The sequence below is a fragment of the Pseudonocardia sp. EC080619-01 genome, assembly GCF_001420995.1.
In the GTDB taxonomy this organism is placed as follows: Bacteria; Actinomycetota; Actinomycetes; order Mycobacteriales; family Pseudonocardiaceae; genus Pseudonocardia.
Map to the genome: position 1 here is coordinate 1 of NZ_CP012186.1, position 11,741 is coordinate 11,741.

The 11,741-nt window shown below is 68.9% G+C and carries 10 protein-coding genes and 1 pseudogene; 5 read left to right on the forward strand and 6 right to left on the reverse strand.

From position 1 onward, the window contains the following. The first annotated feature begins 272 nt into the window (after positions 1-272). From AD017_RS32120 to AD017_RS32130, 3 genes and pseudogenes are all read left to right on the forward strand, one after another. Positions 273-770, forward strand: a complete 498-nt coding sequence (locus AD017_RS32120; protein WP_369822013.1) for a helix-turn-helix domain-containing protein — start codon at positions 273-275, stop codon at positions 768-770. A gap of 63 nt (positions 771-833) precedes the next feature. Then, positions 834-2,287, forward strand: a pseudogene (locus AD017_RS32125) (DDE-type integrase/transposase/recombinase). Beyond that, positions 2,280-3,092, forward strand: coding sequence for an ExeA family protein (locus tag AD017_RS32130; RefSeq protein ID WP_060573909.1), 813 nt, complete (start codon positions 2,280-2,282; stop codon positions 3,090-3,092). The pseudogene AD017_RS32125 and the gene AD017_RS32130 overlap by 8 nt, the downstream one beginning before the upstream one ends. Before the next feature lie 86 nt (positions 3,093-3,178). Here the strand turns inward: AD017_RS32130 and AD017_RS32140 are convergent, their stop codons facing one another. The 4 genes from AD017_RS32140 to AD017_RS32155 all read right to left on the reverse strand — a co-directional run bounded on the left by AD017_RS32140 (position 3,179) and on the right by AD017_RS32155 (position 8,173). Further along, the gene (locus tag AD017_RS32140) at positions 3,179-5,233 is read right to left on the reverse strand and encodes an IS1634 family transposase (protein ID WP_369822014.1); all 2,055 of its coding nucleotides are present in this window, start codon (positions 5,231-5,233) and stop codon (positions 3,179-3,181) included. A 333-nt stretch (positions 5,234-5,566) separates the two neighbouring features. Continuing rightward, positions 5,567-6,130, reverse strand: a complete 564-nt coding sequence (locus AD017_RS32145; protein ID WP_060577625.1) for a TIGR03086 family metal-binding protein — start codon at positions 6,128-6,130, stop codon at positions 5,567-5,569. Between the two features lie 148 nt (positions 6,131-6,278). Further along, positions 6,279-7,664, reverse strand: coding sequence for an alpha/beta hydrolase (locus AD017_RS32150; RefSeq protein WP_227013404.1), 1,386 nt, complete (start codon positions 7,662-7,664; stop codon positions 6,279-6,281). A gap of 299 nt (positions 7,665-7,963) precedes the next feature. After that, on the reverse strand, positions 7,964-8,173 hold the full coding sequence (locus AD017_RS32155) for a hypothetical protein (protein ID WP_060577500.1): 210 nt from the start codon (positions 8,171-8,173) through the stop codon (positions 7,964-7,966). Between the two features lie 294 nt (positions 8,174-8,467). On the opposite strand from AD017_RS32155, the gene AD017_RS32160 reads away from it, so the two are divergent. Then, positions 8,468-8,824 (forward strand): hypothetical protein, encoded by a 357-nt coding sequence (locus tag AD017_RS32160; protein ID WP_060721800.1) that lies wholly within the window; start codon positions 8,468-8,470, stop codon positions 8,822-8,824. Between the two features lie 219 nt (positions 8,825-9,043). On the opposite strand, the gene AD017_RS32165 is transcribed toward AD017_RS32160, so the two are convergent. Beyond that, the gene (locus AD017_RS32165) at positions 9,044-10,702 is read right to left on the reverse strand and encodes an APC family permease (protein WP_060577502.1); all 1,659 of its coding nucleotides are present in this window, start codon (positions 10,700-10,702) and stop codon (positions 9,044-9,046) included. A gap of 150 nt (positions 10,703-10,852) precedes the next feature. Here AD017_RS32165 and AD017_RS32170 point away from each other — a divergent pair, with 150 nt between their 5' ends. Beyond that, positions 10,853-11,506, forward strand: coding sequence for a GPP34 family phosphoprotein (locus tag AD017_RS32170; protein ID WP_060577503.1), 654 nt, complete (start codon positions 10,853-10,855; stop codon positions 11,504-11,506). Positions 11,507-11,550: 44 nt separating this feature from the next. Here AD017_RS32170 and AD017_RS37145 read toward each other — a convergent pair whose 3' ends face one another. Continuing rightward, positions 11,551-11,730, reverse strand: a complete 180-nt coding sequence (locus AD017_RS37145; protein ID WP_255356998.1) for a hypothetical protein — start codon at positions 11,728-11,730, stop codon at positions 11,551-11,553. Between the last annotated feature and the right edge of the window lie 11 nt (positions 11,731-11,741).

Consider the following 11,741-nt stretch of genomic DNA (forward strand, 5'->3'; position numbering starts at 1 on the left):
CGTTCGCGGTGACGACGCGGTGGGGGCGGGTGCGGGGCCCGATGGCGTTGGTGTGCGACGACAGCGTGATCATGTCGGGCCGTCGGTGGAGGCGGTGGGCCCTCCCGGTCGGGGTACCAGCCAGTCCCGGGAGGGCCACCTCAGGCGCGCGGGAGGCGCCCGTGGTCACGGTAGGCAAGAACGTCGTAGAGGTTGAAGCCCGGCTGGTGGCCGGTCGGCTGGAGTGCCGGTGTGGGGGTCGGCTGCGGCCGTGGGGGCATGCCCGGGCGCGGGTGCTGCGCGGGACGGGTGCGCTCGGGTGGCGGCTGCGGCCGCGGCGGGCGCGGTGTTCGGGCTGCGGCACCACGCACGTGCTGTTGCCGGTGGGGGTGCTGGCCCGGCGCGCGGATCTGGTGGCGGTGATCGGCGCGGCGTTGGCGCTGGCCGCGACCGGGTGGGGGCACCGACGGGTCGCCGAGCGGGTAGGTCGGGCGGCGGGAACGGTGCGCGGCTGGCTGCGCCGGTGGCGGGCCCGGGCCGAGGGGCTGCGCGTGGAGTTCACCGCGCTGGCGGCGGCGCTGGATCCGTTGGCCGCGATGCCCGATCCGGCCTCGTCCGGGACGGGGGATGCGGTCGCGGCGCTGCTGGCCGCGGCGGCAGCGGTGACCCGGCGCTGGGCCGCGACGGTGGACGGGTTGTCGCCGTGGGAGCTGGCCGGCGCGGTGACGTCCGGGCGGCTGCTGGCCCCGCCGAGCTCGACGGAGTCGATCAACACCAGATGCCCCTGGTGAGGTGATCACTCCGGCCACGACGCTCCGCGCGGACGATCTTCGACCGCGACAGAGGAGTGATCGGTGAGCCAAACCGACAACGACGCACGCCGCCGAGCCGAGCGGGCCCGGCGGGTGGCGCTGTTTCGCTACGAGTTGATCCAGGAGGTGATCGACCCGACGCTGACCGCGCGCCAGCGCGGGAAGCTGGTGCGCGAGCTGGCCGAACGGGCGCATCCGGGCCCGTTCGCCGAGCCGGTGCAGGTCACCCGGCACACCATCGACCGGTGGGTCCGGGCCTGGCGGGTCGGCGGGTTCGAAGCGCTGGTGCCCCAGCCGGCCAAGGTCACTGCCCGGACCCCGCCCGAGGTGCTCGCGACGGCGGCGGCGCTCAAGCGGGAGAACCCGGGCCGCACCGCCGCACAGATCACCCGGATCCTGCGCGCCCAGTCCGGTTGGGCCCCCAACGAACGCACCCTGCAGCGCCACTTCGAACGCCTCGAGCTGGGACTGATCGTCGACGAGGCCGGCCACGAGCAGCGGCTCACCGCGGCCCCGGCGGCCTTCGGGCGCTTCGAGGCTGACCGTCCCGACGAGCTCTGGGTCGGCGACGCACTGCACGGCCCGCAGATCGCCGGGCACAAGGTCTACCTGTTCGCGTTCCTGGACGACCGGAGCCGGGCGGTGATGGCCGCCCGGTTCGGGTTCTCCGAGGACACCGTGCGGCTCGCGGCGGCGCTACGCCCGGCGCTGGCCTCGCGCGGAGTCCCCGAAAGCATTTATGTCGATAATGGTTCAGCGTTTGTCGACTCGTGGCTGCTGCGCGGCTGTGCCAGCCTCGGCATCAAGCTGGTCCATTCCACCCCGGGCCGACCCCAAGGCAGGGGAAAAATCGAGCGCTTCTTCCGCACCGTCCGGGAGCAGTTCCTCGTCGAGATCACTCCCGATCGGGCCGCCGAGATCGCCGATCTGGCCGAGCTCAACCGCTTGTTCACCGCCTGGGTCGAGACTGAGTACCACCCCCGCACCCACTCCGAGACCGCGGGGTCGCGCCGATGGCGCGCTGGCTCGACGGGCTGGCTTCCCCGTTGCCGCGGCCCACCCCCGCGCAGCTGCGCGAGGCGTTCCTGTGGTCCGAGCACCGCACCGTGGCCAAGACGGCCACGGTCTCGCTGCACGGCAACACCTACCAGGTCGACGAACTGTTGGTCGGGCGCAAGGTCGAGCTGGTGTTCGACCCGTTCGATCTCACCGAACTGGTGGTGCGCTATTCCGGGCGCGAGTTCGGGACCGCGGTCGCCCACCACATCGGGCGCCACGCCCACCCCAAGGCCCGCCCCGAAATCCCCGACACCACCCTGGAACCGACCGGGATCGACTACCTACGGCTGATCGACACCACCCACACCGAACGGCTCGAAGGTCGTATCAACTACAGCGCTCTGCTCGAGCGCCACCACTCCAATACGCCGGTCGAACCAGAATCAGTCGAACTCACCATCCCGGAACTTCAGGCGCAGGAGACTCAGGATGATTGACCAGCTCAGCGGCTACTTCGGATTTTCCCGCACCCCATTCGGCCGTGACCTCGCGCCGGGAATGCTGCATCGTCACCACGCCCACGGCGAAGCGGTCGCCCGCATCCAGTGGTGCATCGGCGAACACGCCCTCGGAGTGATCACCGGCGAGGTCGGGGTCGGCAAGACCGTCGCGGTCCGCGCCGCGCTGGCCGGCATCGACCCCGCCCGCCACATCGTCATCTACCTCGGCAACCCCGACGTCGGCACCCGCGGGATCCAGCACGCCATCGTCACCGCCCTCGGCGGGGTTCCCCGCCCGCACCGGGCCACCCTGATCCCGCAAGCCCTCGACGCGCTGGCCACCGAGTACGCCGAGCGGGGCCGTGTCCCCGTCGTGGTCCTCGACGAAGCCCACCAGCTCTCCCACGAGCAACTCGAGGGGGTGCGGATGCTCACGAACCACGACATGGACTCCAGCAGCCCGCTGGCCTGCCTGCTCGTCGGCCAACCCACCCTCCGCCGCAAGATCAAGCTCGGGATGCTCGCCGCGCTCGACCAGCGCATCGCAGTGCGCTACCACCTCGGCGGCATGACCGGCGACGAAACGGTCAGCTACCTTCGCCACCACCTCACACTGGTCGGCCGCTCGGACACACTGTTCTCCGACGACGCCGTCTCACTGATCCACACCACCAGCCGCGGCGCGCCAAGGGCGGTCAACAACCTCGCGCTGCAGTCGCTGCTGGCCGCCTACGCCGCCGACAAGACCATCGTCGACGAGTCCAGCGCACGCACCGCCGTGACGGAGGTGACGACAGAATGACCACCACCGCGACAACCTGACCACCAGCCCCGCCCGGCACCCAGCCCGGCGGGGCTACTCATGTCGCACGGTGAACATCGCGGACGTCACCGACATGGACACGACGAACGTCGCGCAACAGGCGCTGATGCCGCGACGAGCGGCTGGCTGAGGAACGCAGTGCGATCGGAATCCGCGCCGACGCCGAGGAACACTATGTCGGCGCTGTCGAGTACCCCGAGATTCTCGGCGGCCACCTGCGTGGTGGCGGCCTGCTGCACCGGCAGTCCGGCGATCGGCGCAGGCAGCTCCAACCCGATGTCACCGAACAGTGCTGTCACCGGGCTGCCCGGAGAGACGACGAGGTAGGTCCCGCCCTGGACGTACTGACCGAACGCATACCGGGCGCCGTCGAGCTCCGGCTGTCGTGTGCGGAACTCCGCGAGCGTGGCCGACGAGCGGTCGATGAGCTGCTGTGCCTCGTCGTCGCGCCCGAGGGCGTGCCCGATGATTCGTACAAGCTCCTCGCCGGGGTCCTGCAACAGCTCCGTTCGATAGGAGACAGTCGGTGCGATCGCTGAGATCTCGGCATAGGCCGCGGAGAACGACGGCTGCGCAGTCGTCATCAGGATCAGACCTGAGTTGCACAGGTTTAGTGCCCCGGCGCGGTGATGGCGGGGAGCCGGTCGAGGATGGTGCGGGCCTGTTCGGTGATCTGCGGGGCCGCGGTGATCGGGTGACCGCCGACATCGACATGGGACGGTACGTAGCGGGCGCAGGGTCTTGACCACCTTCTTGATGGTCACCCCTGCCGCGTCCTGGAGGTGGCGGGAGACCGCGAGGGCAGCGAACACGACGGTGAGATGAGCGTCGATGGCGTCGCGTTCGCGGTGGAAGACCGGCCGGGCCCGCAGGTCGGACTTGGCCATCCGGAAGCTGGCCTCGACCTGCCACAGGTCGTGGTAGGCGGTCACGACCGCGAGTCCGTCCATGGTGGACTCGCCCAGGTTGGTGACGTAGCCCTTCAACCCGGCGAGTTGGCGGGCGCGTTCGACCAGGCCCCAGTCGACCTCGCTGCCGGTGGAGGCGATGCGCACGAAGCGGTCCTTCTTCAACGGCCGTGTGCCGGCGGCGACCTTCTCCGCCCGGTCGACCATGGCGTTGATCGCCCGGTCGTCGTGTTTGTGCCGGGCGAAGCGGTACTGGTAGACGACCCGCCGGCTCCGTTTCGCCTTCCCCGTGCCCATGTCGCGGCGTGACTCCAGAACCTGCCCGTCGTCGAAGGCGTTGCCGCGACGCTCCAAGTGCGCGGCCAGGTCATAGGGCGCCTTGCTGATCCTCGACCCTACGATGAAGGAGAACCCGTTGTCCTCCAACGCGTTCAGGTTCGACGCGGACAGCATCCCGGCGGCGGCGACGACCACCATGTCCTTTACGTCGTGCCGCTTGCGGAACTCCTCCAGAACGGGCAGCAGAGTGGTCGTCTCAGCCTTGTTGCCCTCGAAGCAGCGGACCTCGAGCGGGAACCCGGACGGGTCCACGAGCAGCCCGACCTGGATCTGCGGATCGACCCGGCGTTCCTTGCTCATCCCGACCTTGCGCAGCGTGTCCTCGTGTTCGACCTCGAAATGCAGCGTGGTCACGTCATAGAGCACCAACGATGCCGCACCCGCCCGGCGCGAGGCCGCGGCACAGGCGGCGGCGAGGGCGGCTCGGTAGTCCTTGTCGATGCAGCGGCGCAGCGCCGCGGTGAAGGTGTTGCGGTGCGGCGCCACCACCCCGAGCTCGTCCAGGACCCCTACTGCGGCGGATTTGCTGGTGGGCTCGACGATTCGCGCGAGCACGAGCGCCCGGAACGCCTCGTCGGCGAGCTGGTCGAAGCCGAGCCGGCGGTAGGCGTCGCCCAGGACGTTCCACAGGACCTCGCTCGCCGACCCGATCACGACCGCGCCCGCCGCACCCCCGGCGGCAGGGGTGTCCAGGTCCAGTGCCTGCTGGCCTGCATGGATGCGGTCCCGCGCTGAGGCGATCAGGACTGCGAGCTCGGCGTCGTCGTGAGCGGAGCCGACGTGGGCGACGATCCGGCGGACGCCGTGGCGCTTCTCCACGATCTGCACCGCCGTCGCTCCGGACGCTGTCTTCACCTTCCGGACGAACGCCACCACCTGAGACTACCGATTAGTGCCCCAGATCCCGACCTTGCAGCCCGCTGACCAGCAACGACAGCTCACAACCCCCGACTGCCTGTGCAACTCAGGTCAAACGATCGGTGGTCCTGTGGGTCAAGAAGGCGACGAAGTGAGCGTGGCCCGCTTCATCGCCGACCAGAGGACCTCTCATCGGGTGCCGCACGTCGTGTCCTGCATGTTGTTGGGGGTCTCGGTGTCCCCTGCGGTGACCGCTGGCCCGGGAGCACTACTTACAACATCGCCGGAACCACCGGTCCCGTTACAGACCCCACCCGGGTAACGGGGCCTGTGCAGGGCGCGCCAGAACTATTGCTCGCGGCCGAACCGGGCAAGAAGTTCGGTCTCTGCTCCGGCGCCGGGTGGAGTCTCGGCGCGTGGTCCGATGACCTTGATGCGGTGGTAGAGTTCCTCTGTTTCGTATGTGTACCAGGGCAGTAGTATCTCGACGATGTCTGGATCAAGGGCATCGTCGGTGCCTAGCGCTCTGGCTAGGTCCCAGGCGTGCACCAGGTGATCGGCCGAGAGTTGCAGGGCGTACTCCGAGCCGGGGCGGTCACCGAACGACAAGTGCACTGTCCGCTCCATCGCGCCCTGCCCACAGATACTCTGCAGGGCGATTGCGGCGGCTTGGTCGAACACCGAGACGGGGTCGTCACCGAGTAGGTCGCCATCGAACCGGTCGCCGACGCTGTCGATGGTGGCGCCACTGAACAGCTCAGGTGTCCACCGCTCTTCGTTGACCAGGTGATTCACCAAGGTACGCACGTCCCACCCCGGCAGACCGGAGGGCGCGTTCCACCGGTCACCGACGAGGTGGACCCGGTCGGCGAACGCAGCACTACACCGGGAATAGATCTCAGGAATATCCATCACAACAGTATCCGCCATGTTTGAGTGATCGCTGCATCGTCGTCCTTCAGAACGGTCGAATTACGCGCACAGTGGGCCCGCCGTGGGGATCCTGGATCCGTATGAGCCGCTCCCTCCCCGTGACCAACCCGGTTTCTGAATCGCAGTCTCAGCGTGGGGTAAGTGTGCATACCGTGTTCTGCGGAGGTGGTGTCAGGGTGATCAGGTAGTCGGCGGCGAGTCGGTCGACGCACGGGTCTCCCTGCAAGGAAGCGCCATGTTGGTTACCGTTAACGGTGATCAGGCTGCCACCGAGCTGGCGAGCCAGGTTCACCCCTGCCTGGTACGGGGTGGCCGGATCGCCGGTGGTGGATACCACGACGACCGGAGGGAGTCCCTCGATCTGCGGCAGGTGCGGCACACTGGTCGGCGGTACTGGCCAGAACGCGCACACGTCCCGGGCACCGGTCGGTGCTCTCCCTGTTGACTGGAACGGTGCCACTTGATCGACGCGACGCGCTAACTCCAGTGCTTGAGCAGGATCGGTAACCCGAGGCCGGTTCATGCACTCGATCGCTTGAAGGGCCTCCATAGTGTCAGCGTAGCGGCCCTGTTGGTCGCGCTGATATTCGGAGTCGGCAAGACGCATCAGCGTATCTCCGTGGCCGGTCACGACTTCGGAGATACCCTGCTGCAGCTCTGACCACATCCGGGAGTGGTATAGCGCCGAGGTGACAGCAGCCTGCCCATCGGAAAAACCCAACGTCCGACCATTCTTGGTCGGAACTGCTCTGTCGAGCAGCGGCTGCATGATCGCCTGGAACCTGCGAGTCGTCTGCGTGGGATCGGTGCCCAGTGGGCAGTCCGGTCGGGTAGTGCAGTCTTTGGCGAAGTTATCGAAGGCAAGCTGGAACCCAGCGTTCTGCTTTACCGTGAAATCTAAGGTGGTCTGGGTCGGATCGATCGCTCCGTCGAGCAGCAGCGCACGAACATTCTGCGGAAACGTCTCGGCGTAGGCAACACCGAGCTCGGTGCCGTAGGAGAACCCGACGTAGGTCAACTTCTGATCGCCGACAACGGCACGCAGGATGTCCATATCCCTAGTGACGTCACGGGTGCCGATGTTGGCCAGTACCTCAACGCCAGTACGTTCGGTACAGCGAGCCGCGTACTGCTTACTGGCCTCCTCAGCCTCCGCTAGACCTCGGTCCGAGGAGGAGGTCTGCATGCGGGTTTCCTCATTTTCCCTGTCAGTCAGACAGTCGATCTTCGGCTTGCTCGCCCCGGTACCGCGCGGGTCGAACCCGACCAGATCGAAACGATCACCCAACCCGATATCTGTCCAAGTTGACGCAACTTCCGCCATGAAGGATGTACCGGGTGCGCCGGGGCCACCTGGGTCAGTGAACAACGTGCCGATCTTGTCCCCAGCGGCCTTCTTCCGCAACAACGCGATTTCCATCGTGCCGCTGTCGGGTCTGAAATAGTTGAGTGGGACTGTGACCCGGGTGCAGTCGAACTGCGGATCAGCAAAAGAGCGACGGTCCTTCGCCACCTGCGTGTAGGAGACACACGGACCCCAGGTCAGTTGCTGATCATAAAACCGTGTCAGATCCGGAACAGCCTGCAGCAAAGGAGCCGAGCTAGCCCCGGTGCCCGGACCCGAGCACGCCGCGACGAGAACGGCCACCACACCGAGCGCCCCAAGAGCCCCCGGACGAACCCTCTTCAGACGAGGGAAGCAAAGAACCATGGCGCGAAGCATCGTACGCAAGATGGATCACGAGCAAACAGAATCCCCACGACGGGTGACTGCACCGGCCCAGCCCCCGACCTCGGGGCCGGTTGGGACGGTCAGCAACAGCGCGCCATCAGTCCGGTCGCGACGGCGAGCGCGCTGGTCACGAGCTGGCCGACGACGGCGGTCGCCGGACGGACGAGGTGGCCGGCCCGAGGGTCCACCCGGACAGTGAGGGTGTCGGCCTCCAGCGCGCCGACGACCCGGTCGACCCGGCGCGGGAGCCAGCGCAACGTCAGCAGCAGCAGGACGGCCTCGGCGGTCAACCGTCGCCGGAGGTCGTCCGAGGTCGGTGCCAGTAGTCAGCCGGTTCGTGGCGCACCGACGGGCCTCCGTGACCTTCCCGCCCGCCGCTCACGCCATCAAGCTCGTCCGTCGGCGCCGACCGCTGGGCAGCCGGAAGTGGACCACCGTGACCGTCTACGCGATCACCAGCCTGACCGCGTCCCAGGCCGACCCAGCCCTTACTGGACCGGCTCGGCCCGCGGTTCACCACCGACACCGTCGCTCGGCTCCGTCGCCTGGCCTGCCCGCTCGCCCCTGGCGCGCTCACCCTCGCGGTGGCCACCGACAACAACGCGCCATGGCTGGCGTGGCTCACCCACAACTGGACCGACCCGCACGGTCGCCACGTCCGCGCCTACACCGGGACCCTGCGCGTCCCGCCACAAGCCCGCCCGATGCAGCGGGCACTGCTCCTCGACCACGCCAGCCGTCGCGATCCGCCACCGAACCTGTTCGTCGGACGCGACAACGCCGCCATGACCGGGCGGCGCCTCGCACACCGCATCGGCACCGCGGCCGACCTCGCCGGGCTCCCCCGTTCTGAGGCCGCCCACCCCACGAGCCTGTGCTATACGGCCGAGACGTTCGCGACGACGTTCACCGGCGCCATCCGCCTCCGCCCGATCGCTTGATCCACACGCGTGCCATCTAACCGTCGTCCCGTGCCACTTATCCGTCGTTCACCAGTGCCACTTCCGCGACGCTCCACAGCCACGCCGCTCGCGCCGCCAGCTCCCACGCATGCTGCCTATGCATCCACTGTTCGGTTGACACCGGAGGGCGTCGAGAAGTCAGGCCGGACGCGGCGACCGGGCTGGTCGACGTGCTCGTCGGGGTGTGGACAGCTCTGGTCAGTCCCGCAGGTCCGGGCGGGTGAATTCGGTCGTCTCGTCCTGCGAGCGCTCAGACGCGTCGAACAGGTCGGCGTCCGCGTCCGGCCGCGGTGACGACGACTCCGGCCCGGCGGTACTGTTCCCGAACCAGTCCGCGGGGCCGGTCTCGCCGGCCCGGCGCCGGTAGACGGTCGGCGCACGGTTCTCCGGGTCGCCGTGGTCCGGGGCGGGCTCGCTGCCGCCGATACCGACGTAGACGTCGAACCGGTTGCCGCGCAGCCACAGCGCCCAGGCGGTACCGCTAAGAGCGGCCAGCAGCACCACGCCGGGCAGGACCCAGCGGGCCGCCGACGACGGATCGGTCCCGAGCACCGCGTCGAAGTTCCCGACGAGCACGGTGAGGACCGTGGCCAGCAGCAGGGCGGCCACGGCCGGTGCGATCAGCCGCGCCCAGACCGACTCGGGTGCGGTTCGGTTCTTGCGGAAGAAGCTGATCACCGCGATTGACGTCCCGGTCATCAGCAGCACAACGGCCACCGCGGACAGTCCGGAGAACCAGCCGAACAGTGACAGCATCGGGTCAGCCGCGGCGATCGTGAACCCGACCACGACGACCATCGCGAGCAGCGACTGGGTGATCGACCCGGCGATCGGGCCGCCGGAGTGGGCGCCGACGGTGGACAGCAGGCCCAGGAGCACCCGCTCGCGGCCGAGCACGAACAGGTAGCGGGCGACGCTGTTGTGGAAGCTCAGCAGCGCGGCGAACACGCTGGTCAGCAGGAGCAGGGCGGCGATGTCGTCGGTCAGCGGGCCAAAGGCCTCGGCGAGCGGGCCGAGCAGCAGGCCGGGGCCCTCCGCGGCCGCTCGGGCCTGCAGGTCTGACGAGCCGGTCGCAGCGACCATCGCCCAGGCGGACAGCGCGTAGAACACGCCGGTGAAGGTGACGGCGACGAAGGTCGCGCGGGCCACGGTGCGACGCGGGTCGCGAGCCTCCTCCGAGTAGATCGCGCCGGACTCGAAGCCGGTGAACGACGCGACCGTGAACGCGATGACTGCGCCGATCCCGCCGGCGAGCAGCGTGGGGGGCTGCAGCGGGTCGGTGGTGACCGCCCCGTCGGCGGGCCGGGTGAACCCGACAACGTCGAACGCGACGACGACCAGCACCTCGATGATCAGCAGGACGGCCAGCACCCGGGCGTTCAGATCGACGCGCAGCAGGCCGAGCCAGCCGACGGCGACCATCGCGAACAGCGCCCAGGACCACCAGGGCAGCCGGAGCCCGGCGACCTCGGCGACGAAGTTCGACATCGCGGAGCCGAACAGGCCGTAGAGCGCGATCTGGATTGCATTGTAGCCGACGAGTGCGACGAACGATCCGGCCACTCCGGCGGGGCGGCCGAGTCCGCGGGCGAGGTAGGCGTAGAAAGCACCCGCATTCGCCACGTGCCGGCTCATCGCCGCGTACCCGACCGTGAACAGCACGAGCACGGCGGCGACGCCGAGGAACGCCAGCGGGACGCCCTGGTTACCGCTGACTGCGTACGCGGTGGTCACGCCGCCCGCCAGTACGGTGAGTGGAGCCGATGCGGCGACGGCAAAGAACACCAGGTGCACCACGCCGAGACGGCGCCGACCTAGCCCGGCCACCTGCCGATCGGCACTCGTGAACGGAGACATGCGCACTCCAGGCTTCGCTTCGAGGAGAATGATTGCCGGGACAAGATGCTAACGTCCGACGATAGTCGGACCGGAATCGGCGAGCCGCCGAGCACGTAATGTGCGCGAGTACTACGGAGCGTCAGCAGTTTCGTTCGGGGGGATCACCACGTGGAGCACGGTGCGCTCGCGACCGGTCTGTACCTGATCGCGTTCGACGAGCCGTCCGGACGGTCCGGTCTGGCACTTGACCTGCTCGCCTGTGGGCTGGTCGGCGCGCAGCTGGCCGACCTGGTGATCGCGGGGTCGCTGACCGTCGACCCCCAGCAGCGGGTAGTCGCGACCGGGACGGGTCCGGCGGAGCGCGCCAGCGGCGAGGCCGCGAACCTGGTCATGGACAGCGTCGCCCAGGAGCCGCGGTGCCACCCGGTTCGGGCTTGGGTCGACGTGCTTGGCGACCCGCTGCTGGAGGCCGTCGAGAACGACGTCCTGCGCCGCGGTGTGCTGGCCCGGACCGAGGACCGGGGCCTGTTTGGGAGGCGCAAGGTCCGACTGACCGTCTCCGTCGGCTCCGCCGCGCACGGTCCGGCACTCGCGCTGCGCGGCATGCTGGCGAACCCGGGATTGTTCACCCTGTCGGGCGCCGTCACCCTGGTGCTGATCTCCGCGCTCGGTGTGGAACGGGTGTTGGAGCCGCATGTCGACCGCGCGGTCGCCCGCGACCTCGCCCAGGGCGCGGCCGGGCACCTGCCGGAACCGATCTCGCGGCTGCGGGCCGGACTGGCCGAGGCGGCGGCCGCGGTGAGCACCGTGGTCCGCCGGTAGCGGGCGCGGTTCCCGCTGGCGAACCGGCGGGAAAGCAGGTGCGATCAGTGGCCCGGCGGCACGTCCAGTGTCGGGTTCCGGTCGAAGAAGCCGGACGGCGCGAGGCAGAACCCGCAGGCCGCCGTCGGCATCACGGGCCAGTCCTCCGGCCAGGGGAAGTGCGTGATAACGAGGGTGTGCCATAGTGCCAGCTCGGCCCCGTCGACGTCGCGGTCCTCGGCCACCCAGGATGGGA